Origin of the sequence: Mesorhizobium sp. B1-1-6 (genome assembly GCF_006443035.1) — a bacterium.
Taxonomy (GTDB): domain Bacteria; phylum Pseudomonadota; class Alphaproteobacteria; order Rhizobiales; family Rhizobiaceae; genus Mesorhizobium.
Window position 1 is genome coordinate 210,652 of the sequence record NZ_VFWR01000012.1, and the last position, 23,499, is coordinate 234,150.

The following is a 23,499-nucleotide window of genomic DNA, read 5'->3' on the forward strand; positions in this document are numbered from 1 at the left end:
ATGCAGGCGATCCGCACGGGCGTTTCCTGGGCAGGCATGGCCACCGGACCAACGGCGTGGGCGATATCGCTGCAGCTCGACTATTCAATCGCATATTGGCAATGCGACGCCGGGTTTCAGCCCACTGTTCTGTTCTCGCTGACAGGCGCCGCCGTCGCGGCGCTGGGCGTCCTGTTGTCATGGCGCGCCGTTCATGATCCAGGGCACGGCACGAGCCCGCCCCTGAAGGCGCGCACGCGCGCGTTTCTGGCCAGGACTTCGGTAGGCATCGGGGCCCTGTTCACGCTCGTCATGCTGGCGCAAATGGCGGCCGGATTGATCTTCAGCGGATGCGAACTGTGACTGTGCAGCGGAGCCGACGAGCGGTCATCCGCCCTGGGCAGCGTTTGCGTTGGCCTGCTGCAAGCGTTCCGTTCCTCGCCGTTCTCCTACGAATCGCGGCCGTCATGGCGTCGCTGGCGCCTGGCACGCCGCTGCGGGCGAACGAGATCCAGAAAGGCGAATATCTTGCCCGAGCCGCCGATTGCGTCGGCTGCCACACGTCCAATCCGAGCCGGCCTTTCGCCGGAGGCTATCGGGTGCCGACGCCGTTCGGCGATGTCTATTCCACCAACATCACACCGGACCCCGACACAGGCATCGGGCGCTATTCCGCCGACGAATTCGTGCGAGCCGTGCAGAAAGGCGTCAGACGCGACGGGGCCGATCTCTATCCCGCCATGCCATATGACAGCTTCGTCGGGATGAACCGCGAGGATGTGCTCGCGATCCGAGCCTACCTGCTCACGACCGCGCCGATTTCTCAGCCGTCGCCGCCAAACACACTGCCCTTTCCATTTAACCAGCGCTGGACGCTCTGGTTGTGGAAACTTGCCAACCTCCACGCCGGCGGCTTCGGACCAGATCCAAGCCGAACCGGCGCATGGAACAGGGGCGCCTACTTGGTGGAGGTGCTTGGCCACTGCGGCGCCTGCCACACTCCAAGGGATACGACGTTCGGCATGGATGAAGATCGCAAGCTTGCCGGCGGCAGCGCCGGTATCTGGCAGGCGTTCAACATCAGCGGCGACAAGATCGCGGGCATAGGCGGCTGGAGCGATGAGGAGCTGTTTCGGTTTCTCAAGACCGGCGCCATGCCTGGAAAGGCATATGCGGGCGGTCCGATGGCGGAAACGGTCATGAACAGCCTGCAATATCTTTCGGACGACGACATTCATGCCATCGTCGCCTATCTCAGGACCGTGCCCGCCCAATCGGGAGACGAGAAGCGGCCGCGCTTCGCGTGGACCAATCCGCCCGCAGCCGCCCGCGATGCCGGGACGAAGACCAGCGTGGAGGGCAGCGGGGTCGCGGTGGGCGACGATCTCTACCGGTCGCTCTGCTCGGGATGTCATGGCCTGAATGGAGGCGGATCGGCGGATGGCACCTATCCATCACTGACCAACAACAGCACTCTCGGCGTAACCTCGCCTGAGAATGTCGTCATGACCATCCTTGAAGGCGTCAAGGCAGGCGGCGTCGCGGGCCGCAAATCGATGGCGGCCTTTGACGGCTGGCTGGACGACGGCCAGGTGGCGGCCCTTGCAAACTATGTGACAGCGCGCTTCGGAAACCCGCAAGTCAGCGTCACGGCAGCCGATGTGCGCCAGATGCGGGCAGGCTCGACGACAGAGCAGACGGTGCTGGTTCTGGCGGCCCAGGCGCTGGTGGCGGGCGGCATCGTATTTGCGCTTGGTCTGGCGCTTCTGCTCGCCAGACGCCTTCGCCTGAGAATGCACCAGAGGCATCTCATATTCGTGTCGAGGGGCAGGCCATGAGACGGTGTGCCGAAGCGTGGCGTACCTGTTCCGCCTTTCCGTGCAACGATGAACTGCCTCAGCTTGATATCTCGACCGAGCCCTTCTGAGAGGAACTCCCGGCAGCGCCGCGAGGGGCGCGAAAGACGTCCGCCAGCCAATCGATGAACACCCTGATCCGCGAAGACAGATGGCGGCTCTGGGGATAGAGCACGGATACGGGTATCGGCGGTGGTGGGAAGGTTTCCAGTATCGGAACCAATTCCCCGGTGGCGATCTGATGCTCTACGCGATAGCGCGGGACCTGTATCAACCCGAGCCCGGCGACGCCGGAGGCCGTGTAGATTTCGGCGCCCCGGACGACGATATCGTAGGGCAGTGGAATTTCCCTTGCCGCGCCGTCCATCTCGAATTCCAGCGGGTACGGCTGCCCTGTCGCGGAGGCGGTATAGGCAACCATGTGATGGCCGCCGAGATCATCCGGTGTCGAAGGGACGCCGTAACGTTCAAGATAGGCTGGGCTCGCCAGGGTGAGTTGCTCGAATGCGGTTATTCGGCGACCGATCAGAGACGAGTCGGACAGCTCGCCGGCTCGCACGACGCAATCGACGCCTTCAGTGATGAGGTCGACCATCCGGTCGCCTTCGCTGAGGCTGAGCGAGATGCCGGGATAGCGCGTGATGAACTCGGGCAAGGCGGGCATGACGAAAAACCGCGCGATGGTCCCCTGCATATCCACACGAAGCGGACCCTTGGGTTCAGCATTCCTGAAGACGCTCTCCACCTCATCCAGGTCCGCAAGGAGCCGGATGCAGCGTTCATGGTAGAGTGCGCCATCGAGCGTCGGCCTCACATTTCGGGTTGTCCGTTCGAGGAGCCGAACGCCGAGATCCGCTTCCAGGCGCTGGATCGCATGGGTGGCAGTGGGCCGCGGAACCTGCAGGTCCCGCGAGGCCTGGGCAAAGCTCCCACGCTCGACGATCCTGACGAAGAGCCGCATGACGTCGATACGATCCATGACCATCTCGTAGTCGATTGTTATGGCTTTTGAAATGGTGATGTTGAAATCGGCTTTCTAGTGCTGGTTTTAAAAACGGCTATCTTCACACCATTCAAGTCCTCAGATCGACAGGAGTGAAGATCATGCCTTTCGTCAATTTCAAGGTCCCCGAGGCGGCGCTGAACCGGGCCCAGAAAGAAGAGATCGTCCATCGGGCCACCGCGATGCTCGTGGAATATTTCTCCGAGGCCGCTCGGCCGCATACCATGGTCCTGATCGAGGAGGTCAAGGACGGCGGTTACGCCCGCGCCGACGAGGTCTTCGTGATCCCGCAGGAATATCGAGCGAAGGATTGATGTCGGCAACAACACGGCAAAGGAACAACGACAATGACCACCTCAACGAACAAAGTTGCGATCATCACGGGAGCGTCTCGTGGCATTGGAGCGGCCATCGCCCGCCGACTGGCGAGCGACGGCCTCACGGTCGTCATCAACTATGCAGGCAGCACCAAAGCGGCCGCCAAGCTGGTGGACGAGATCGAAAAGGCCGGCGGTCGGGCCACCTCCTTCCAGGCCGATGTCAGCGACCCCCAAGCTGTGAGACGGATGTTCGATTCCGCCGAAGCGGCCCATGGCGGCGTCGACGTGCTGGTGAACAATGCCGGCATCATGAAGCTCGCACCGGTCGCTCAATTTGATGATGCGACTTTCGATCAGACCATCGCGATCAATCTCAAGGGCACGTTCAACGGCCTTCGCGAGGCGGCGAGGCGCCTGCGCGACGGCGGCCGCATCGTGAACTTCTCGACCAGCGTCGTCGGACTCTACCAGCCGACCTATGGCGTTTATGCGGCCACCAAGGCCGCGGTCGAAGCGCTCACCCACATTCTGGCGAAGGAGTTGGGATCCCGCGCCATCACGGTCAACGCGGTTGCGCCGGGGCCGGTGGCCACCGAGCTTTTTCTCGAAGGCAAGGATCAGGCTACGCTCGATCGTATCAAACAGATGAACCCGCTCGGCCGTCTGGGCGAGGTCGACGACATCGCGCGCGTCGTCTCCCTGCTGGTTGGACCGGACAGCGGCTGGATCAACGGCCAGATCGTCCGAGCGAATGGCGGGGTCATCTGAGGAACAGGATCATGAAGCAAGTCCGGCTCGGATAGGGGAAGGCTTTCCGTGAACGGGCTGCCTCGGACGGAGGTCGACAAGAGCGGCCTGATGGTCGCATGCCAAGGAACCCGATCGCGCCGTCCTCGTTGGGCAGGGATGCAGACCCACGCGCGCTTCATCATGCCGTCAACCGCGGCCACAAATGCTCGACATCGCCTTTCTGGAGGAAGGCGCGAAGCATGACACAGCGGCTTTGCTGCTGCACGGCTGGCCTGACGACGCTACCACCTGAGTTTCTGTCGCCGAGAGATTGTCCAGGACCGGAATTCGCACCATCGCACCATGGCTGAGAGTTTCGGTCCGACCCGCTTCCTGTCGGATTCCTCGACAAGTCTCTGGATACGGAGGACGAGATGATTGCGAACTGGACTCTGCCTGAACGCTTCATCTACCGCGGTCATGCGATCGCCTGGGGCACGCTCGGCGAGGGACAGGCTGCGATCCTCCTGCACGGCTCGCCATTTTCCTCGCTGGTGTGGCGGCGAATTGCACCGTGGCTCGCGCGGCACCGTCGGGTTTTCTTTTATGATTTGCTGGGTTTCGGGCAGTCCGACAAGCCGGACGCCGACGTCCTGCATGGTCTTCAGAATGGACTTTTCGCGGCGCTGGTAAAGCACTGGGGTATAGAGCGCCCGGACGTCGTCGCGCATGACTTTGGCGGGTCTGCCGCGCTGCGCGCCCATCTCATGGACGGCATCGACTACAGCAGGCTGATGCTGATCGATCCTGTCGCAATCAGCCCGCAGGGATCCGCGCTGGTGCAGGCGGCCAAGGTGCACCAAGACGTTTTTGCCGGTCTACCAGCCTATATCCATGAAGCCGTCCTGCGCGCGTATATCGGTGCCGCAGCGAAGCACAAATTGCGCGAAGAGGAGATGCGGCTTTATCTCCAGCCTTGGCTTAGCGAGGAGGGCAAGAAGGCGTTCTGGCGCCAGGTGGCGCAGATGGACGACAAGTACAGCGAAGAGGTCGAGGACCGCTACGGTGAAATCCGCTGCCCCGTGAGCATTCTTTGGGGCGCCGAGGATGAATTTATCCCGTTGAAGGATGGTGAAGAACTCGCGCGGCGCATCCCAAACGCTCCATTCATTGTCGTACCGGATGCGAAGCATCTTGTTCAGGAGGACGCGCCAGAGGCTATCACCGCAGCCGTTCTCGACTTCTGGCACCGGGACGGCGCGCGTCACGATGCAGCGCGGACGCCGCCGTTTTCCGAGCCTCGAAGAACGGCCCGGGCAGGCCCGCAGGCCGGAGCGAATAGATGAGCTGAAGCGTATCGGCGATGTCTGTGACTTGACGGTCGATGATCGATCGCACCGCCGTCGCCACGCAGGGCCTGCGAAGAGTGCGCTCGCTGTCAGCATTCGCATCCAGGAAGGGGCCGTCTGCACTGGCCCGCTTTGGTAATTTAGAATGTGTCGACCAAGGGACGAACGAAGCGCTCGAAATCCTTGTCGAGCGGCCAGAGCGGGCGCGGCGCGTGGATATAGGGGCGCCGCTCTGCCCGCGGCGTTGCCAGCGCGCCTGCATCGCAGACGATGACCTTGCCCGATATCGGCTCGAATGCCGCCCGGAAATGCTGCATCGATTTCAGGACCAACACGCGGCGAGCCGTCGGTTCTATCCCGAAAGCGCGCAATTGCTGAAGGTCGACCATCTGCTGCGCTTCTGAAACGACCAGGACTTCGATCCCGTCGACGTCGATTACGGCGGTGGGGCCGAAACTATGGGTGAGCCCGCCCTGAATCGGTCCGTCGCCGACATAGGCGCCGTCCGAAAGCCTAGTCAGCACACCCGTCACCGTCAGCGGGCCGCCGCCGAAGTTGGCGTCGCCCTTGCCGCCAATCGTCACCGTCACGGTTTCGCCTTGCCGGTGACGGTGCAATTCATTTGCCGCTTGAGGATCGATCATCGGCGCGAGTACCGCACCCTTTACTCCCGCATCAAGCAGGCCCTTCAACAGCGCGGTCGAGTCGCCGTAGGAACCGGCGCCGGGATTGTCGGCGTAATCGGCGATAACAAGCGGTTTGTCGCCGCGCCAGGCATGCGCCTCGGCAGCAGCCTCGTCGACCTCGATGAAAACATTGCGCTTCTTGGTCCGGCCCTGCCAGATCCTGTCCGCAAGTTCCTCTGTCACACGCATGGCGGCTGGCTTGGCGCCGGGATCACGGCTGTCATAGGTTGCGAGCACGGTGGGACCGACGCAGGACACGTCGGCGCCCGTGAAGGCTGCATTGACGGAAACCGCGAGCAAGCCCTCGGCCTCGGCCTCGCGGGCGCGGTCATAAAGGGCCAGCGTCTCGGGAATGTCGGTGCGGCCGGAATTCGCTTCGTCCAGCATCGGCACATGCGCCCTGACAGTCCGGGGCGCGATTTCACCTTTCATTGCGCGATCCAGGATACGGGCGGCATGCGCGCCGATTTCGCGCATGTCCACATGCGGATAGGTCTTGTAGGAGACAAGGATCTGCGCGTCCCGAACCATGTCTTCGGACACCATCGCATGAAGGTCGAGCGTTACCGCAACAGGAATGTCCGCTCCAAGTTCGGCCCGCAGAAGGCCCAGCAGATACCCTTCACCGTCATGGCAAAACTCCGGCACCATCGAGCCATGAAGTCCAAGAAGCACTCCATCGAGGCGGCCCTTGTTCGAACGCGCTGCCTCCAGGATAATACCGGCGATGTGGTCATAGGCGGCTTTCGTCACCCGCCCCCCGGGCACGGCATGTGCCGAAATCGCGTGGATCACGTTCCAGCCCGCCGGTTCCGCCACATCCATGAACCCAGCAAGTTCGGTGTTGGCGTTGCGGCGGGCGCGGATCGCTTCGTCGCCAAGGAGAAGCGTGTCCACCTGAAACTGCGGCAAGTCGGTGCGGAAGCGCGAGAACGTATTGCTCTCGTGCATGAATTCGCAGGTAAGGACGGTGAAGGTCATCGGCAATTCCTATTGCGCGAGGCGGACGCGATGACCGCGGCCGATCTCGACAAGCTCGCTTGGCTCGTGTTCTTCGTCGGGATCCGGACGGCGCGAAATGTCGGGCGAAAAGCGGGCGGCGTCTGGAACGAAGGCGGCATCCGGCAAGGTGCGTGCCCCGGTCAGGATCGCGTCGGGATCGGGAACCGAACCGATCAGGCGACGCGTGTAGGGATGCGTCGGGCGACTAAAAATCGAATGCCAGTCACCCTCTTCCACCACGCGGCCGAAATACATGACGGCAACCCTGTCGCTGACATGCTCGACCACGCTCAGATCGTGGGAGATCATGATGTAGCTCAAGCCCAGCGTTTCCTGCAGGTCCATCAGCAGGTTGATGATCTGCGCCTGGATGGACACGTCCAATGCCGACACCGGCTCGTCCAGCACCAGGATCTTCGGATCAAGCATCAACGCCCGCGCGATGCCGATCCGCTGGCGCTGCCCACCGGAGAATTCATGCGGATAACGGTCGGCGTGATCGGGCGTCAGGCCGACGCGGGTCAGCATCTCGGCGACGCGGTGGCTGGCCTCGCTTCCCTTGACAATTCCATGCAGGGAAAGCTGCGAGGACAGCATGCGGCCGATGGTCTGGCGCGGATTCAGCGACGCATACGGGTCCTGAAACACCATCTGAGCGATGCGCGCGCGCTCCTTGCGGGCGGGAGCGCCAGGGCCTGTCAACGGCTTGCCCTGGAACAGGATTCTTCCCGAAGTCGGCTCCTGCAGACCCATCACGGTCAGCGCGGTGGTGGATTTTCCGCAGCCGGATTCACCGACGATGGACAGGCACTCTCCGTCGTTCAGGGTCAGATTCACGCCCTGAACGGCACGAAGCGTCCGCTTTGGCCCCAACAGCGAGCGACGCGGCAGCGGGAAATGGACGTTGAGGTCGCGGATTTCCAGAAGAGGCTGGTTCATGCGGTCGCCTCCAGACCAAGGCCGCGCGGCGTGGTCAGCGTCGGTGCGTCGCGTCCACGCTCCTCGCTGCCCACGACCTGGTCCAGTTCGGTCAGGCGGGCGCGTCCAACCAGCGTTCGCGACCCCAGGCGAGGGCGTGCCGCGAGCAGGCCTCGGGTATAGGGATGCAGCGGATTTTCGAACAGAGCCTTGGTGTCCTGCTCCTCGACGAGCCGCCCCCGGTCCATGACCCCGACGCGCCGGCACATATTGGCGATCACGCCCAAATCGTGACTGACCAGCAGCACGGCCGTTCCTTCAGCCGTGCAAAGCTCGGCAAGCAATTCCAGGACGCCTGCCTGGACCGTCACATCAAGTGCGGTGGTCGGCTCGTCCGCAATCAGCAGGTCGGGACGGCAGGCCAGTGCAATGGCGACCATGACGCGCTGGCGCATCCCTCCCGACAGTTGATGGGGGTAGGACAGGGCGCGTTCCTCGGGCGCCGGCACACGAACACTTTCCAGTGCCTCGACGGCTTTCCTGCGCGCATCCGACCACCCGAAGCCCCTGTGAACGACGAACATTTCCGCGATCTGACGGCCAATCGCCATCAGCGGATTGAGCGCCGTCATGGGCTCTTGAAACACCATCGCCATACGGTCGCCGCGCAGACGGCGCCTGGCGCGGCTGCCAAGCTTCAACACGTCCTGGCTCCGGAAGAAGATCGAGCCGCCGGTCACCTCCAGCGGGCGTTTAAGCAACCCCATCACCGAAAGGCCGGTGATGCTTTTGCCCGAACCGGATTCGCCGACAAGTCCGTAAGTTTCCCCAGGCAGGATATCGAAAGACACGCCGTGAAGGATTTCGTTCCGCTTGCCGACGCCGATGCGCAAGTCGCGGATGGACAGAACAGGGTCGGGAAGAATGCCGCTCATGCCTGCCTTATCCTCATATGCGGATCCAGCATGTCGCGCAGCCCGTCACCGAGCAGATTGAAGCCAAGGACCGTGGCGAAGATTGCGAGGCCGGGGAACAGCGAGGCCCAGGGGGCGGTGCGGATCAGTTCGCGCGCGTCGGTCAGCATGTTCCCCCAGCTCGGCTGTGGTGGCCGGATGCCGACGCCGAGGAAAGACAGTGCAGCTTCCGCCAGAACCGCGCCGCCGATGCCAAGTGTCGCGATGACCAGCACCGGACCGACGATATTCGGCAGTATCTGCGTGCGCATGATGTTGGCGTCGCTGAAGCCGGCCGCCCTGGCGGCCTGCACGAAGCCCTGATTCTTGAGCGACAAGGTGGAGCTGCGGGCGATGCGGCAGGTCCAGGACCAGTTGGTCAGGCCCAATGCGATCAGGAGACTTGGCAAGCCGGGTCCCAACACCGCCATGATGGCGAGCGCGAAGACCAGGGATGGGATCGCCAGCATGACGTTGGTCAGCCCGTTCACCAGGTCGTCCCACCAGCCTCCGAAATAACCGGCCGAAACCCCAAGCGCCATACCGATGCACGAGTTGATCAACTGCGAAACGAGGCCGACGGTCAGCGACACCCTGGCGCCGTAGAGGATACGGGAAAAGACGTCGCGACCCTGCCCGTCCGTGCCCAAAAGATGGTCCCAGCTCGGCGGCATTTCAGAATTCATCAGGTCGGCGTCGAATATCGGGTTGTACGGGGCAATCCAGCCGGCGCTGACGGCTGCGGCGACCACGAGCAACGCCAGCGCCAGGCCAAGGGCGAAATTGAAACGCAACCGCATGGATCAGGCCACCTTGATGCGCGGGTCGATCATGGCATAGGCGATATCGACCAGCATGTTGATGACAAGGAACCACAACACGATCACGATGACCGTACCCTGAACCACGGGAATGTCGCGTGCCGACACGCTGTCGACCAGAAGCGACCCGATCCCTGGCCAGGAAAACAGTTTCTCGATCACGATCGCCTGCCCCATGAGCGAACCGATCTGAAGGCCAAGCGTGGTCAGGATCAACACCAGCACGTTGCGGGTGACGTGACTGCGCACCAGACGCGGTTCGGTCAACCCTTTGGCTCGCGCCGTTCGCACGAAATCCGCGTTCATCACGTCCAGAACGCCAGCGCGGGTGGTTCGCGCCAGGAGCGCCATCGGCGATACGCCGAGCGCGATGGCAGGCAATATGATGTAGCGGATGCCGCCGGGCTGGTAGCCGAAGCTCGGCAGCAGACCGAGCTGCAGCGCAAAGACGTACATTAGCAGCAAACCTAGCCAGAATTCGGGAACCGACAGGCCGGAAACCGCCAGCATCATCGTGCCGGTGTCCAACACGCTGCCGGGCTTCAGCGCGGCCAGAAATCCCAGAGGAATACCGACTGCCGCGGCAAAGCCCATCGCCGCCAGCGCCAGTTTGATCGAAGGCCAGAGCCGCGGCTCGATCACGTTCCACACCGGTTCGCGGGTGCGGTAGGAAATTCCAAGGTCGAAATGCGCCAGCCCCCACAGATAGTCCCACAGGCGGACCGGCAGAGGCTTGTCCAGCCCGAACTGCTCGTTCAGATGCGCCATCACATCGGCATTCGTGGCGTTGCGCCCCTCCGACATCAGGCTCGATATGAAGCTGCCGGGGACGACGCTGAATATCACGAAAATGATCAGCACGACCGCCAGCAGGGTCGGGATCATCTGCAGCGTGCGACGAAAGATGAAGCGCGACATCCGCGAATCCTGCCTTTCAACAACTGGGCGCCATGCGGCGGGCGAGGAGTGGGCGCCATGCGGTGGGCGGGGCCGTACAAACCGGTCCCGCCCGCCAGCCATGCCATCGCGCTACTTGCGTGATGAGGGTGCGCTGTCGTCGATCCAGATGTCCTCGTAATCCTGGATAGCCAGTTCCGCGCCGTTCGGCTTCAGCCCGTGGACCCATGGCTGGTAGGCCATGACGGCCTTGTTGTAATTGAAGAACCAGACCGGAGCCTCGTCCTGCAGCAGGTTGTTGGCTTGCCTCAGAAGATCGTTCTGTTTGGCCGGATCGGTTTCGTTGCCTGCCTGCTCGATCAGCTTGTCGAAGTCGGCATTGTTGAACTTGACGTAGTTGCAGGCGGTTTGCGATGTCTTCGAATAGAAGCAGTTCAGATATTTCAGCGGATCCGGGCCCGACGAGTTCGACCAGATAAAGGCATCAAAATTGTCGGACAGGATCTTGTCGGACAGGACCGAGCTTTCCACCGGGTCGGTCGTCACGGTGACGCCCACCTTGGCCAGCATCGGGATGATCGCCTCGACGATCGGCAGGCCCCAGCTTTCGTTCGAGGTCGCGGTGACCGAGAACTTCAGACCGGTCTCGAACCCTGCCTCCTTCAGCAGTTCCTTGGCCTTTTCCGGATCATAGGCATAGGGCTTGGCGTCCTTGTCGAAGGCCGGCGATGAAATCGGCAGCCAGGAGACCGCGGGATAAGCCTTGTTCTTCAAGAGCTTCTCGACAATCAGGTCCTTGTTGATCGCATAATTGATCGCCTGCCGGACGCGCTTGTCCTTGAATGCCTCGACCTTCGGATTGAAGCCGATATTGCGGGTGTAGACTTCGGCCACCTCAAGGATGTGATCCTTCAGCGCCGGATCCTGGCTGTAGGCCTCATACTGCACAGGGCCGAGAACGTTGGTATCGATCTCCGCGTTGCGGAAGGCGACGTCGCGAGCCGAAGCTTCGCCCATCAGCATGATGTCGAGCTTGTCGAGATGCGGCTTGCCCTTCTCATAATAGCCGTCGAACTTCTCCAGTTCGACCTTCGAGCCCGCAACGTAATTGGCGAGCTTGAACGGGCCAAGGCCGTTCGGCTTGGAGGCCAGCTGATCCTCCGGATAGTCCTTGGAGTAGATCGGCGCATAGTTGGACATCAGGTTCCAGCCCGGATCGGCCAGGTTGATGAAGGTGATTTCGATGGTCCTGTCGTCGATCTTCCTCAACCCGGAAATATGATCGGCCTTGCCTGCCTGAAATTCGGCGACGCCGGCGATCTGCAACATCTGCTCGGCGCCCGGCAGGGCCTTCTTGGGATCGGCAAGACGGTTGTAGGACCAGATCACGTCATCGGCGTCGAGCTTGTCGCCATTGTGAAAGGTCGCTTCCCGGAGCTTGTAGGTATAGGTCTTGCCATCCGCCGACTTCTCTACCGTTTCGGCGAGGTCGAGCTCAGGCTTGCCGCTTTCCGGGTTCCATTTGTAGAGGGAGCGGTTGATCGCTTTGGCCACGATCTCGTCTTGCGTATGCGGTGTCGCCGTGATGTCCAGCGATGTGATGGAGTTGCCATAGGGCGCGGTGAACACCAATTTCCCCCCATCCTTCGGTGTGGCGTCCTGCGCCAGCGCGGCGGTCGCCGTTCCAAGCGCAAGCGCCGCGATCAAGCCAAGTCTGTTCAACATCCCTCAATTCCTCCCTGTGGTTCGTTGTTGATTTCCTGTCAGAGACGGGCCCAACCGGCATCCCGCCTCAACTTCCTTCATAGACGATGCGCCCATCCAGAATTGTCATCTCACAGCGCGTTTCACGCAGGATTGTCTCCGGTGTGGCCGTCAGGAGGTCGTTGGAGAACACGGCGATGTCCGCGAGCATTCCAGGCTCCAACCGGCCCTTCACCATTTCCGCGCCCTGGGAGTAGGCACCGTGTTCGGTATAGGCGCGCAACGCCTGTTCGGACGTCAGTTTTTCGGAAGCGTCCATTACCGTGCCCTTGTGCGTCTTGCGCGTCAGCATGGCGTAGAGGTCCGGGAAGGGATTGGGCGAACAGACCGGCGAGTCGCTGCCGGTGGACGGCTTCATGCCGAGGCGATCCCAGGTTCCGATCGGATAGGAGCGCAACCCGCGCTCCGGCCCGAGAACAGAGACGTAGGCGTCGCCGAAATCATAGATGAAGGCCTGCTGCGGCGCAGGCAGGATGCCTGCCTTCAACATCCGCTGATTGATGGCATCATCGGCATAGCCGCAATGCTCGATCCGGTGCCGGTGCTTGTGATCCGGCCTGGCGGCGCGCACACGTTCATAAGCGCGCACGAGCTGGTCGATGGCGGCATCGCCAATGCCATGGCAGACCATGGTGTAGCCCATTGCGGTGTAGCGGTCGACCAGTTCGAACAATTGAGCGTCTGGCAGCATCCGGACACCGAAATTGTCAGGCTGGTCAATATATGGCTGGCGCATCCAGGCCGTGCGTCCGCCGGCCGAGCCGTCCGTGAATATCTTCACGCCGCCTATGCGGAACATGTCGCTGCCGACCCCGGTAACGAGACCCGCGGCATGGCAAGGCTCGACGATGGACGAACCGGGGTCGCCCAGAAGTGTTGCCCAGACCCGTACCGGGAGCCGGCCGCTGCGCTCGGCCTCATGATAAGCCTCGATCTCGGTCATACCGTCGATCTGGCCAGTGGCCGCGTCCATGCAGGACGTCATGCCGAACCGCAGGAGGTCACGGCCCCCCGCTTCGATAGCATCGAGTATCTCGGCGAAAGAGGGTGTCGGCTGGACGTCGTAGACGAAGTTCTGGGCGTTCTCAGCCAGCATTCCGGTCAGTTGCCCGGCCTCGCGCCCAATGACGCCACCATCCGGATCGGGCGTGTCGATATCGATTCCCGCCAGCGCCAGCGCCAGCGAATTCACGACAGTGACATGGCCGCAGGCGCGCGTGACCGAAACGGGATGATCGGGCAGGGCGGCGTCCAGTTCCTTCACGGTCGGCATCAGTGCGTCGGGATATCGGGTCTGGTCAAAACCCCGCGCGGTCACCCATGCGCCCTTGGGCGTTTCGGCGGCCCGCGCCTGCAACGCAGCCATCAGCGCGCCGCGGGTCGGCGCGGCATCGGGCGTCGCATCGACCTTGCCGCGCAGGAGCCCCGTCGAGATCAGATGCAGGTGCGCATCGTTCAGACCGGGCATTCCGAAGCGCCCGGCCAGATCCACGGCCCTCGTGCCCTTTCCGATCAGGGCCTTGATTTCGGCGTTGGAGCCACTGGCCACGACCTGGTTGCCCAAGACCGCAATCGCCTCCGCGATCGGATTTCCGTAACCGGTCCAAATCTTGCCGCCATGCAAAACGAGATCGGCTTGGTTCTGCGAATTCATGCTGCCTTTTCTTCTCCCCGGCGTTCACGGACGTCGCCGACATAGATTTGACTTTGAGTGGCATTCCGTTTCGCGCGCGGTCAGATTCTTCTCCCGCGCTCGACGTCACGTTCCCCCTGCCACCGGCTCCAGTTGCCAGCTTTTTCGTTTTGCAGACGTTGGGGCGTCGGCGATCACAAGGCCAATTCGGTTTTCGCAATCAAGCATGCAAAATTTGCATAACATAGCAATTATAATGAAATATGTTCCCCATTGCGGTTCGATCAATGCTCGAACGCAGTGGAGGAGAGGCCGCGTGGAAATCAAATGGCTCGAAGATTTCGTGACACTTGCAGAAACATCGAGCTTTTCGCGGGCAGCCGAAATCCGCAATGTCACCCAGTCGGCCTTCAGTCGGCGCATCAAGCAGCTTGAGACGTGGCTCGGAGCACCGCTCATCAGTCGTGCCACCATGCCGGCCGAACTGACATCGGCCGGACGCAATTTTCTTCCGATGGCGCAAGACGCCATCAGGATGTTCTATTCGGTGCGCGAGTCTCTGCGCCCGCCTGCGGAACAGGGGCTTGTACGCTTTGCGGCCCTTCACACATTGACCATCACGTTCTTTCCGGTTTGGCTGCGGGAGGTGCAGCGGAACACTCGCACCTTCGGCACATCCTTCATGGCTGACAGGGGTGGCATCGAGGCGAACCTGGCTGCACTGACCGATGGCGAAACCGACTTCTTCCTGACCTATGCGCACCGTGAAGTGCCGTTTCACCTGGATCGCGACAAGTTTTCTCATCTGGCTATCGGATCGGATCGGCTCATCCCGGTCGCGGCGCCGGAACTGCGCTTCGACAAGTCGACCGTGCCCGCGGCGGGCATTCTGGACAGTCCGGAAACGGCAAAGCGAGCTTTGCCCTATCTGGGCTATGGTTACAGCTCTTTCTTTGGTGTCGCCCTCGGAAAACTGTTCTCGAAGCACTCGCCGTTCCGGCGTCAGACAGTGCATGAAAGCACAATAAGCGCCGGACTCAAGGAACTTGCGCTGACCGGCGCGGGCATCTGCTGGCTGCCAGAAAGCCTCGTCGAGAACGACATCTCCAATGGAGCCCTTGTCATCTGTTCGAATGACAGCACATGGACGCTCGATCTCGAGATACGATTGTATCGCAGCTCGGAGAAGACGCGAAGCACCATGGTAGAGGCTCTTTGGCAATCATCCAAGGCGCTGGCGCAAACGTTGAAGCCCGCCGCGCCAGCCGCGGGCACGGCGACCTTCAGCTCTTCATGAAGCGGAAGGCGCGCAGCACCTCGAAATAGTCGTTCGATGCAAAGGCGACGGCACGTGGCCCGTGCCGGCGCACTCCGGGATACCAGGAGGCGCGATAGGCATCGACGGGATTGCTGAATTCGATGATGATCTCGACCCTTTCCGGCATTGACGGCAAAGCTTGCCGCGCCCTGTCGCGCAACGCCCTTTCAACGCCCTCGCATATTGCGCCGCGCGCCGCCGCAGGCGCCAGGGAGATGGTGGCCGCGCCGATGCCTTTGAGGGTTTCGACAGTGGCTATCCCCGGGACGAGGGCTCTGGCGTCCGCGCAAATGCCTTCGTCGCCGGAAAGAAATACCGAGCGCACGCCATAGCGCGCGGCGCACAACGCATTCAATGTGAATTCGGACGCTGTTTCGCCATTCAGGATCAGCCGCGATATTCGCAATGTCGATGTGTGTGCAAGCGGGTTGTCCTCGACGCCGGCCTTGGAATGGTAGCCGGTATAGAGCGCGGCATCGAAGCTTTCATCGATCCCGAACATCATTGCGTCCGGATGTCCCGACCAGCCCCTCACGATGCGCGCGAAAGGCGGCATGCGTTCGAGAATAAGGTTGCGCCCGCTGTCATGCGCATCCTTGATCATGATTTCGGTGGCGCCAGCGGCTCGCGCTCCTTCGCAGGCGGCCAGGACCTCCCCGGTCATCAGTTCGCGGAATTCCCTGTGGTCGGCATGCGTTCTTTCCGCCTCGTCCCAGGATTGAATGCCCGCGGTGCCTTCGATATCGGCCGAAATGAAAATCTTCATGCTCAAAGGGGCTCCTTCAGCCAGTCGGTCAACGCCGGAATCCTGCGTCTATTTCGTCCAACCACGCCTTGCGCGGCGCACAGGGCGTTCAGAACGGCCTCGACCGTGGTTTCCACAACCGCTTCGAAAACGAGGTCGATGTATCTGTCATCGACACGCGAAATCGAAATGAACGGTGAAGGCGAGACGTGCGGCAGAGGATCGGCGGTCGTGAAGGCGATGGCGATATCGCCACTGCCGTGTCCCCAATACGAACCGAGGCGGGCAATGCCGGCGCCGGCCCGGCTGGCGGCACGGTTCAATTGCCGGTCGTCAAGAGGAATATCCGTGCCGAGAATGATGATGATCGACCCGCTTTCAGGCTCGCCGAGCCCTTTGGGATCGGCTCTGCGGCCATCCGGGAGGACAAGATCCCCTGCCCTGCCGAAATTGGACAACACCAGAGCGCCAAGCGTGAAGGCGCGAGACCCGATCTCGACAGACCTGGACGCGCTGCCGATACCCGCCTTGAAGCCAAACGACGTCATTCCGGTGCCGGCGCCGATGCTGCCCTGTTCGACCGGACCGGCGCTCGCGGCATCCAGCGCCGCTTCGGCGTCATGCCGGGTGACCGCCATTGCCTGAATATCATTGATGCCGCCGTCGTTGCATTCACAAACGACGGGATTGACCGTGCTGGTCTTGCGCCCGATCTCCGGGTTGGCGGCAATGGCACGCTTGATCAGCGCCTCCGCACATGGTGCGACCGAGAACGTGTTGGTCAGAAGGATCGGCGTTTCGATCGTGCACAGTTCGGACAATTGCATGAGCCCGACGGACTTGCCGAAACCGTTGATGATATCGACCGCCGCCCTGACCTTGGATCTGAACAGGTCGCCGCCATGGGGCAAGACGGCGGTGACGCCTGTCGCAAGTCCGTCGGCGATGATCGTCTTATGGCCGACCAGGACACCCGGCACGTCCGTGATCGCATTGTTCGGGCCGGGCGGCAGCCGCCCCATGCAAAGGCCTAAACGCCGTGCCGCGCCCATTTTCACATCCCACTCATCAAGCAAGGGCCGCTCTTCCGGCCGCATGCCCGTTCATCTCTGCAAAAGCTGTCTGGACGTAAATTTCCTGCAGGCGGCGTGTCAATGGACCAGGTTGGCCGTTTCCGATCCTGTGGCCGGCAATACGGATGACGGGGGTGACCAGGCTCGAGGCGGAGGTCAGGAACGCTTCCGCCGCCGAAAACGCCTCCTCTGGCGAGAACGCACGCTCTTCAAACAAAATGCCCTGGTCTTCACATAGACGCGCCACTGCTCGCCGCGTACAGCCGGGCAGGATGGCTTGAGAATTGGCGCGAGTAATGACACGGCCGTCGTGCGTAACGATGAAAGCCGTCGCCGATGCGCCCTCGGTCACCTGTCCACCCTCGACAAACCAGACATCATCGAAGCCTTTCTCGCTTGCAGCATGCTTTGCCAGAACCTGCCCCAGCAGCATGACAGTCTTTATGTCGCGCCGCGCCCAGCGCGGATCAGGCGCCAGGTCGACGGCGACGCCTTCGGCCTGAGCCTTGGTTCCTACGAGTTTGCGGGCGCTTGTGAAGGCGACCATGGTCGGCTCAAGATCATCGGGAAACAGGAAATTGCGCTTGGCTTCGCCGCGCGAAATCTGGAGATAGACCGTTCCTTCATCCAATCCGTTGAGCGAGATCAGTTCCAATTGAATGGCTTCTATCTCAGGCAGCGTCACGGGCATGGGAATACATATCTCGGCAAGCGACCGCTGGAGACGATTGAGATGGAAATCATTGTCTATCAGCCTGCCGCCCATCACGGCGGTCACCTCGTAGACCGCGTCTGCAAAGAGGAACCCCCGATCGAAGAGACCGATGCGCGCCTCGTCTTCGGGCATGTAACGCCGATTGCAATAGACTTGCGCCACTTTGGCCATCCTCGATCCCAGCATCAACTGACTGCTCGATAAATGCCAAGGCAGGTCGGCAAAGACCAATTCAAAAAATGCAATTCGGTATGCCGATACCGTCAAAGCGCAACGGGCACTCCCTGCGACGGCCGCATGATTCACGCCACGAGACGGCGCAGGTCGCTGAATGGTTTCCTTTAATCCCGCGGAGCCGGACGGGGGCTTGGACGACGCATCGTTGACCTCCCGATATTGACAGGTCGCGGCCATCGATTTAAGTTCGCGTTAGTGGCCACTAACGCGAACTACTGGACAGCGCTCGGAGATCCGACAAGGCGCACGATCTTCGAACTGCTGGTCGAACAGCCCTGTTCGGTCAGCGGACTTGCTCGTGCCCTGCCTGTAACCCGGCCGGCCGTCTCTCAGCACTTGAAGATACTCAAGGCTGCCGGGCTTGTGGCCGACACGCGCTCGGGCAAAGAACGCATATACCGTATCGATCAGGATGGGCTGGCAGGCCTGCGCGCGGAAATCGACCAGTTCTGGAGCAAGACCCTGGCGGGCTACAAATTAGCTGTCGAGCATCCAAAAAAGGACTAAGCATGAGTAAGGATCCTGCACTCGCGCCCGTAAGGCATTTCGTCGTCGTCGAGGCATCCATTGTGCATGCCTTCAAGGTTTTCACCGAGGATTTCGGGAGATTCAAACCTCGAGAGCACAATCTTCTTGCCGTTCCGATCGCAGAAACGATCTTCGAACCCCGGGTCGGAGGGCACGTTTACGACCGAGGTGTGGATGGCAGCGAGTGCCGCTGGGCTCGTGTGTTGGCCTACGATCCGCCCAGCCGGCTGGTTCTGAGCTGGGACATCAGCCCTCGGTGGCAGATCGAGACCGACCCGAACAAGACGAGCGAATGGGAGGTCCGATTCACGGCCGAGACCGAGAACAGAACCCGGGTTGAGATCGAGCACCGGCATTTCGAGCGCCATGGGGAAGGCTGGGTAGGCGTGAGGGGTGCAGTTGATAGCGATCAGGGCTGGCCGCTCTACCTGCAACGGTTCCACGACCTGTTCAACCATCGGACAGCCTGACAACCGCGTTGCAGTTCATGGGGTATGACTCGCAAGCACCGTATCGCCCACTGAGATTCCAGGAGCAGAGACAATATGGAAGTCTATTGGTTAAGCATCCTCGGCGTGCTTACGCTTTGTTTGCTGTCTGTGGTGTTGGCAGTCTATTCCGGTTCGTCCAAGGGATTTGCAGGGGTACTTTCAGGACCGGTAGTCCCCGCGGACGACCACAACCCGCTCTACAGGATCGACCGCGTCCACATGAACTCGGTTGAGGCACTGGCGCCCTTTGTCGTGCCCGCGGTGCTGGCGATGATGGTTGGTGTTGGACCGACCACTTTGGCGACGCTTGTGGGGCTGCACCTGGCGATACGCGTGATTCATCTGGGAATCTACCTACGTGGCGGAAACGCCGCAAAGGGAGGCAGTGTCAGGACGGTTCTGTACGTTTCGGGAGCGCTGGTTACGCTTGCCCTTATCCTTGTGACTGGATGGGCAGCACTCCATTGACGCGTTATCGGCACTTATCGGAGGCTTCATCCGTTTTATAGTCCGCGTCCGGCATCCCCGTTCGGCAACAGCGCCACCGTCTCGGCCCGGGCAAGCGTGTCCAACTATTGGGAACCATTGCGCGGTTTTTTCAAAAAGTGCCCTCACCGCTCCAACCAAGGCATTTTTTCGTTGCAGCCGATCGGCATTTTCCCATCCCCATCGGCCCCGCTGTTATGTGTTATTTTTGCTACATGTCACTGCTCATGACTGGGAAAACCCATTTAGAGTCGCCTAAATTAATATTCGCTCACGTATTTTCTGAATATATCGGGTAATTCGGCAATGGTGGGCCTGGGGTTGGCCCGCTTAAGCGCCTTGAGGAAGGCGTTGGGGAAACGGGTGGGCTAAATGAACAGAACTGGCATGTCGGCCATAGGCAAGCGCCTTGGTCTTTTGATGGCGGCTACGATGCTGACTTGCGGGGGGGCGAACGCCCTCACGCTCAAGGAGGCGGTGGCGGTAGCGGTCGAATCCAATCCGGAGATCGGCCAGGCCATAGAAAATCGCGAAGCGATCGAGTTCGAATTGCGTCAGGCAAAGGGCCTCTATTTGCCCAGCGTCGACCTGCAGGCGTCGGCTGGCGCTCGCCGTCTCGACAATTCGTCACGGCGCGCACTCTCGATAGAGGACGACGCGCTTTATCCGGCAGAAACCGGCCTGACCGTTTCGCAGACGCTCTATGACAGCGGCGCAAGGCGCGCAGAATTGAACCGCCAGGCCTCCCGCGTCGATGGCGCGTCGTTTCGGGTGCTGGAACGGTCGGAATTCATCGGTCTCTCTGTTGTCCAGGACTACCTCGAATACATGCTCCAGGCTTCGATTGTTGCCGAGGCAAAGAAAAACCTGGGCTTCCATCAAGCAATCCTCCACGACATCCAGGAAGGCATTGCCGGCGGCGGGTTGAACGAAGCCGACCGGCAACAGGCCGAGGAGCGGCTGTTCGCGGCCAAGGCCCGCATGCAGGAAGCGTCGGAGGAACTGGAGGCCGCGCGGATACGGTTTTTCAAGACTGTCGGCAAGCCGCTGACCAATGCAGCGAGGCCGGCCGACGTGTCCGGCACGCTGCCAAGGTCGCTGGATGATGCACTGGGCCTTGCGCGCGAGAGTAACCCGCGCGTCCACATGGCCAACAGCGATATTGCCGCGGCGGCCTCGCTGGTGGACGCGGCGCGGGCGAAATATGGTCCCTCGATCATTGCCGAAGGCTCTGCCCGGGCCGGCTACGACATTGACGGCGACAATGGAGACGCATCCGATCTGCAGGCACGTCTGGTGTTGCGCTGGAATCTCTATCGGGGCGGCATCGACAAGGCCAATGAGCAGGAGCAGATCCGCCGCACCAGCGAGCAGCGGCTCGCGATGCACCAGGTTCTGCGAGAGATCGAGGAAGCCGTTCGCACGTCATGGGATCGTCGCTTCCGGCAGGCCGATCTGGCCAAGACCCTGAAGCTTCAAGCAGCCTCCAACGAAAAGCTGGTCGCGTCCTATCGCGAACAGTTCAAGGTCGGTCAGCGCTCGTTGCTCGACGTGCTCGATGCGCAGAACACGCGGTTCAACACCGCCACGCTGGCCGACACCGCGTCCTACGCATCCCTTTTCGCGCAATATCGGCTTCTGGCGGCGACCGGGCAGTTGTTGAAAACGATGGATATCCACCCGCCAAAACAGGCCACGGCTTACGCGCGAACCGAGTTCGCCGCACCGGAAATAGCCGACACCGAGACCTATGCGCGCACGCCTTCGGAACAGAAAAATGACGTGCCGTTCGATATTCTGGCACCGGTCAGGAAAAAATAGGCGGGCCTAAGGATCGATCGAGAGTCCCCGCGGGCGGATCGTGAACCAGCAACCCAACATCCTGTCACCGAAAGAGGCTTTCAAGGCCTGCTTTTCGGCCGTCGCCGCATATCTCGGCCGCCCCAGCGCCGAAACCGTGCTCTTTGCCGGCGTGCCGCTGGCCGAGACGCGCATCGATATCGACGCAATCCGGCATCTTGCCGAGCGCGTCGGCCTTGAAATCACCGAATTCAGCCAGCGCGACTTTGTTCGGGGGCGCATCGACCTCCCCGCGATCGTCTTTCGCGTCAGCCAGCTGCCTGTCGCGCTGCTGGCCGATGGTGAAGCCGGGGAATATTTTACAGCTCCCCAGGAGGACGGGCGCACCAGGATCAGCCGGTCGGAGCTGGCCAACAGCTATATCAGCGGTGGTGCGTCCTTCTCGATCACCTACGCCAACGCGACGGAGGCCATGAGCGTCGGCTCGGCGCCGAAAATCGAGCGGCGACATTGGCTGACGGGAACGATGGGGCCGTTCTGGCGCACCTATTCGAAGGTTGTCCTGTCGGCGGTGTTCATCAATCTGCTCGCCATCGCCTCGCCGATCTTCACCATGAACGTGTACGACAGGATCCTGCCGAACAAAGCGATATCGACGCTCTGGGTGCTGGCCATCGGCATCGGCGCGGTCATCCTGTTCGACCTGCTGCTAAAGACCTCCCGGGCATCGCTCATCGACTATGCCGGGCGCAAGGCGGATCTGCGCATTTCATACATGCTGTTCGAGAAGGTGCTGAACTCGTCTCTGGCGGCACGGCCGGGCTCGACGGGCGAATACGCAAATCGCGTGACCCAATATGAATTCGTGCGCGAATTCTTCACGTCCAACACCATCAGCGTGTTCATCGACACGGCTTTCGTGTTTGTTTTTCTCCTCGTCATCTATGCGATAGGCGGCTGGCTGGTCATGATACCCGCGCTGGCCTTCGTCGCGTCGATGATCGTCGGACTGGTCACGCAGCGGCGCATCGGCAAGCGTGTGGCGGCCTCCATGAACGAGGCCTCGCAGCGCCAGGCGCTGCTGGTCGAATCCATTTCCACGCTGGAGACGATCAAGTCGCTGCGCGCCGAAGCCTACCTGTTGCGAAAATGGGGAGAGCATTCCAAAAACGCCTCCAACACCTCCGAGAAGATCAAGCAGCTTTCGGCCGCCGCCGGCAACATAACGCAGGCCATCCAGCAGCTGGTCACCGTCGCGCTGGTGGTGGCCGGCGCCTACGCCTTCTCCGAAGGACATGTCTCCACCGGAGCCATCATCGGCACCGTCATGCTGGCCAGCCGGGCTGTGGCCCCGCTCGGGCAGATCGCCATCACCTTGTCCAGATTGCGCCAGGCCATGCTCTCTTTGCGGATGGTGAATTCGATCATGGCTCAGCCGGAGGATCGTCCGGACACTGTGGGCTTCGTCAACCGGCCCATCCGCAACGGCGCCATGGTGTTCCGGAACGTCGGCTTTACCTATCCCGGCTCCGAGAACGAAGTCCTGACCGGCCTGAATTTCTCCGTGAAGCCGGGGGAGCGGATCGGCATCATCGGCCGCATAGGATCGGGAAAGACGACGATAGGGCGGCTGATCGGCAGGCTTTTCTTGCCGAGTTCCGGCGAACTGCTGCTGGACGGCATCGACATCCGTCAATACCACCCCTCCGAGGTTCGCGCCGCCGTCGGCATCGTCGCGCAGGCGAACGATCTGTTTTCAGGCACCATCAAGGAAAATCTTTTGATGGCCTGTCCGGAGGCGACCGATGAGCAGATCGTCGAAGCGGCCAAGGCCGCCGGCGTCGACGATTTCGTCTCCCGCCACCCGCGTGGCTATGACATGAATGTCGGCGAGCGCGGCACCAATCTCTCGGGCGGCCAGAGACAGACGATGGCGATCGCCCGGCTGTTGCTGACGAAACCGAAAGTCGTCTTCCTGGACGAGCCGTCCGGCTCGATGGATCTGGCTTCCGAGCGTCAACTGATCAAGCAGCTCAAAGTGGCTTTCGATCGAAACACCACGCTGATCGTCTCGACGCACCGCTTCAGCATGCTCGAACTTGCCGACCGGCTTATCGTCATCGAGCAAGGCAGGATCGTTGCCGATGGACCAAAGGACCAAGTGATACAGGCGCTGCAGAAAAAAAGCACCTGAAG

General features: G+C 61.4%; 22 protein-coding genes. 11 read left to right on the forward strand and 11 right to left on the reverse strand.

The genetic code is table 11. The annotated features are described in order from the left end of the window. The gene (locus tag FJ979_RS23780; RefSeq protein ID WP_140525144.1) at positions 1-342 is read left to right on the forward strand and encodes a hypothetical protein; all 342 of its coding nucleotides are present in this window, start codon (positions 1-3) and stop codon (positions 340-342) included. Between the two features lie 104 nt (positions 343-446). After that, complete coding sequence (locus FJ979_RS23785) at positions 447-1,817, forward strand: cytochrome c (RefSeq protein WP_140583979.1); 1,371 nt, start codon at positions 447-449, stop codon at positions 1,815-1,817. A 58-nt stretch (positions 1,818-1,875) separates the two neighbouring features. On the opposite strand, the gene FJ979_RS23790 is transcribed toward FJ979_RS23785, so the two are convergent. Further along, complete coding sequence (locus tag FJ979_RS23790) at positions 1,876-2,814, reverse strand: LysR family transcriptional regulator (protein WP_140583981.1); 939 nt, start codon at positions 2,812-2,814, stop codon at positions 1,876-1,878. A 125-nt stretch (positions 2,815-2,939) separates the two neighbouring features. Here FJ979_RS23790 and FJ979_RS23795 point away from each other — a divergent pair, with 125 nt between their 5' ends. The 3 genes from FJ979_RS23795 to FJ979_RS23805 all read left to right on the forward strand — a co-directional run bounded on the left by FJ979_RS23795 (position 2,940) and on the right by FJ979_RS23805 (position 5,233). Beyond that, positions 2,940-3,152, forward strand: coding sequence for a 4-oxalocrotonate tautomerase family protein (locus tag FJ979_RS23795; RefSeq protein WP_140497359.1), 213 nt, complete (start codon positions 2,940-2,942; stop codon positions 3,150-3,152). 33 nt (positions 3,153-3,185) lie between these two features. Then, positions 3,186-3,926, forward strand: a complete 741-nt coding sequence (locus tag FJ979_RS23800) for an SDR family oxidoreductase (RefSeq protein ID WP_140583982.1) — start codon at positions 3,186-3,188, stop codon at positions 3,924-3,926. Positions 3,927-4,321: 395 nt separating this feature from the next. Further along, positions 4,322-5,233 (forward strand): alpha/beta hydrolase, encoded by a 912-nt coding sequence (locus FJ979_RS23805; RefSeq protein ID WP_140583984.1) that lies wholly within the window; start codon positions 4,322-4,324, stop codon positions 5,231-5,233. Positions 5,234-5,376: 143 nt separating this feature from the next. Here FJ979_RS23805 and FJ979_RS23810 read toward each other — a convergent pair whose 3' ends face one another. The 7 genes from FJ979_RS23810 to FJ979_RS23840 all read right to left on the reverse strand — a co-directional run bounded on the left by FJ979_RS23810 (position 5,377) and on the right by FJ979_RS23840 (position 13,931). Next, complete coding sequence (locus tag FJ979_RS23810) at positions 5,377-6,903, reverse strand: M81 family metallopeptidase (RefSeq protein WP_140583986.1); 1,527 nt, start codon at positions 6,901-6,903, stop codon at positions 5,377-5,379. Between the two features lie 9 nt (positions 6,904-6,912). Then, the gene (locus FJ979_RS23815; RefSeq protein WP_140583987.1) at positions 6,913-7,863 is read right to left on the reverse strand and encodes an ATP-binding cassette domain-containing protein; all 951 of its coding nucleotides are present in this window, start codon (positions 7,861-7,863) and stop codon (positions 6,913-6,915) included. Beyond that, positions 7,860-8,777: an ABC transporter ATP-binding protein gene (locus FJ979_RS23820; protein ID WP_140497349.1), complete on the reverse strand. Its 918-nt coding sequence runs from the start codon at positions 8,775-8,777 to the stop codon at positions 7,860-7,862. The genes FJ979_RS23815 and FJ979_RS23820 overlap by 4 nt, the downstream gene beginning before the upstream one ends. Continuing rightward, positions 8,774-9,595 carry an ABC transporter permease gene (locus tag FJ979_RS23825; RefSeq protein ID WP_140497347.1) on the reverse strand — a complete coding sequence of 274 codons (822 nt, stop codon included), beginning with the start codon at positions 9,593-9,595 and terminating at the stop codon, positions 8,774-8,776. Before FJ979_RS23825 ends, FJ979_RS23820 begins: the two co-directional genes overlap by 4 nt. Before the next feature lie 3 nt (positions 9,596-9,598). Further along, entirely contained in the window at positions 9,599-10,534 is a 936-nt protein-coding gene (locus FJ979_RS23830) for an ABC transporter permease (RefSeq protein ID WP_140497345.1), read from the reverse strand. Positions 10,535-10,645: 111 nt separating this feature from the next. Continuing rightward, positions 10,646-12,238 (reverse strand): ABC transporter substrate-binding protein, encoded by a 1,593-nt coding sequence (locus tag FJ979_RS23835; protein ID WP_140583989.1) that lies wholly within the window; start codon positions 12,236-12,238, stop codon positions 10,646-10,648. Positions 12,239-12,305: 67 nt separating this feature from the next. Then, a complete protein-coding gene (locus tag FJ979_RS23840; RefSeq protein WP_140583990.1) occupies positions 12,306-13,931 on the reverse strand; it encodes an amidohydrolase in 1,626 nt (541 codons plus the stop codon). Between the two features lie 295 nt (positions 13,932-14,226). Here FJ979_RS23840 and FJ979_RS23845 point away from each other — a divergent pair, with 295 nt between their 5' ends. Beyond that, positions 14,227-15,207, forward strand: coding sequence for a LysR family transcriptional regulator (locus FJ979_RS23845; protein WP_140497338.1), 981 nt, complete (start codon positions 14,227-14,229; stop codon positions 15,205-15,207). Here FJ979_RS23845 and FJ979_RS23850 read toward each other — a convergent pair. From FJ979_RS23850 to FJ979_RS23860, 3 genes are read right to left on the reverse strand one after another with little or no spacing between them, the layout of a single operon-like run. After that, the gene (locus tag FJ979_RS23850; RefSeq protein WP_140525154.1) at positions 15,194-15,994 is read right to left on the reverse strand and encodes a M55 family metallopeptidase; all 801 of its coding nucleotides are present in this window, start codon (positions 15,992-15,994) and stop codon (positions 15,194-15,196) included. The two genes, FJ979_RS23845 and FJ979_RS23850, sit on opposite strands and share 14 nt — an antisense overlap. A gap of 2 nt (positions 15,995-15,996) precedes the next feature. Next, on the reverse strand, positions 15,997-17,025 hold the full coding sequence (locus tag FJ979_RS23855; RefSeq protein ID WP_140515179.1) for a P1 family peptidase: 1,029 nt from the start codon (positions 17,023-17,025) through the stop codon (positions 15,997-15,999). Between the two features lie 16 nt (positions 17,026-17,041). Next, positions 17,042-17,932 (reverse strand): D-amino-acid transaminase, encoded by an 891-nt coding sequence (locus FJ979_RS23860; protein WP_140498074.1) that lies wholly within the window; start codon positions 17,930-17,932, stop codon positions 17,042-17,044. Positions 17,933-18,193: 261 nt separating this feature from the next. Here FJ979_RS23860 and FJ979_RS23865 point away from each other — a divergent pair, with 261 nt between their 5' ends. The 5 genes from FJ979_RS23865 to FJ979_RS23885 all read left to right on the forward strand — a co-directional run bounded on the left by FJ979_RS23865 (position 18,194) and on the right by FJ979_RS23885 (position 23,497). Further along, positions 18,194-18,505: a metalloregulator ArsR/SmtB family transcription factor gene (locus FJ979_RS23865; RefSeq protein WP_210241481.1), complete on the forward strand. Its 312-nt coding sequence runs from the start codon at positions 18,194-18,196 to the stop codon at positions 18,503-18,505. 2 nt (positions 18,506-18,507) lie between these two features. Next, positions 18,508-18,996, forward strand: coding sequence for an SRPBCC family protein (locus tag FJ979_RS23870; protein ID WP_140583994.1), 489 nt, complete (start codon positions 18,508-18,510; stop codon positions 18,994-18,996). Between the two features lie 75 nt (positions 18,997-19,071). Then, positions 19,072-19,485: an MAPEG family protein gene (locus FJ979_RS23875; RefSeq protein WP_140583996.1), complete on the forward strand. Its 414-nt coding sequence runs from the start codon at positions 19,072-19,074 to the stop codon at positions 19,483-19,485. Positions 19,486-19,875: 390 nt separating this feature from the next. Then, positions 19,876-21,324, forward strand: a complete 1,449-nt coding sequence (locus FJ979_RS23880) for a TolC family protein (protein ID WP_140583997.1) — start codon at positions 19,876-19,878, stop codon at positions 21,322-21,324. A gap of 40 nt (positions 21,325-21,364) precedes the next feature. Next, a complete protein-coding gene (locus FJ979_RS23885; protein ID WP_140583999.1) occupies positions 21,365-23,497 on the forward strand; it encodes a type I secretion system permease/ATPase in 2,133 nt (710 codons plus the stop codon). Positions 23,498-23,499 lie beyond the last annotated feature (2 nt).

Bases quoted from the DNA above. Each gene is read 5' to 3' on its own strand.
- FJ979_RS23880 (WP_140583997.1), top strand. From the start codon at position 19,876: ATGAACAGAACTGGCATGTCGGCCATAGGCAAGCGCCTTGGTCTTTTG.
- FJ979_RS23835 (WP_140583989.1), bottom strand. From the start codon at position 12,238: ATGTTGAACAGACTTGGCTTGATCGCGGCGCTTGCGCTTGGAACGGCG.
- FJ979_RS23830 (WP_140497345.1), bottom strand. From the start codon at position 10,534: ATGTCGCGCTTCATCTTTCGTCGCACGCTGCAGATGATCCCGACCCTG.
- FJ979_RS23840 (WP_140583990.1), bottom strand. From the start codon at position 13,931: ATGAATTCGCAGAACCAAGCCGATCTCGTTTTGCATGGCGGCAAGATT.
- FJ979_RS23855 (WP_140515179.1), bottom strand. From the start codon at position 17,025: ATGGGCGCGGCACGGCGTTTAGGCCTTTGCATGGGGCGGCTGCCGCCC.
- FJ979_RS23805 (WP_140583984.1), top strand. From the start codon at position 4,322: ATGATTGCGAACTGGACTCTGCCTGAACGCTTCATCTACCGCGGTCAT.
- FJ979_RS23790 (WP_140583981.1), bottom strand. From the start codon at position 2,814: ATGGATCGTATCGACGTCATGCGGCTCTTCGTCAGGATCGTCGAGCGT.
- FJ979_RS23870 (WP_140583994.1), top strand. From the start codon at position 18,508: ATGAGTAAGGATCCTGCACTCGCGCCCGTAAGGCATTTCGTCGTCGTC.
- FJ979_RS23820 (WP_140497349.1), bottom strand. From the start codon at position 8,777: ATGAGCGGCATTCTTCCCGACCCTGTTCTGTCCATCCGCGACTTGCGC.
- FJ979_RS23850 (WP_140525154.1), bottom strand. From the start codon at position 15,994: ATGAAGATTTTCATTTCGGCCGATATCGAAGGCACCGCGGGCATTCAA.
- FJ979_RS23825 (WP_140497347.1), bottom strand. From the start codon at position 9,595: ATGCGGTTGCGTTTCAATTTCGCCCTTGGCCTGGCGCTGGCGTTGCTC.
- FJ979_RS23810 (WP_140583986.1), bottom strand. From the start codon at position 6,903: ATGACCTTCACCGTCCTTACCTGCGAATTCATGCACGAGAGCAATACG.
- FJ979_RS23875 (WP_140583996.1), top strand. From the start codon at position 19,072: ATGGAAGTCTATTGGTTAAGCATCCTCGGCGTGCTTACGCTTTGTTTG.
- FJ979_RS23795 (WP_140497359.1), top strand. From the start codon at position 2,940: ATGCCTTTCGTCAATTTCAAGGTCCCCGAGGCGGCGCTGAACCGGGCC.
- FJ979_RS23815 (WP_140583987.1), bottom strand. From the start codon at position 7,863: ATGAACCAGCCTCTTCTGGAAATCCGCGACCTCAACGTCCATTTCCCG.
- FJ979_RS23780 (WP_140525144.1), top strand. From the start codon at position 1: ATGCAGGCGATCCGCACGGGCGTTTCCTGGGCAGGCATGGCCACCGGA.
- FJ979_RS23860 (WP_140498074.1), bottom strand. From the start codon at position 17,932: ATGGCCAAAGTGGCGCAAGTCTATTGCAATCGGCGTTACATGCCCGAA.
- FJ979_RS23785 (WP_140583979.1), top strand. From the start codon at position 447: ATGGCGTCGCTGGCGCCTGGCACGCCGCTGCGGGCGAACGAGATCCAG.
- FJ979_RS23800 (WP_140583982.1), top strand. From the start codon at position 3,186: ATGACCACCTCAACGAACAAAGTTGCGATCATCACGGGAGCGTCTCGT.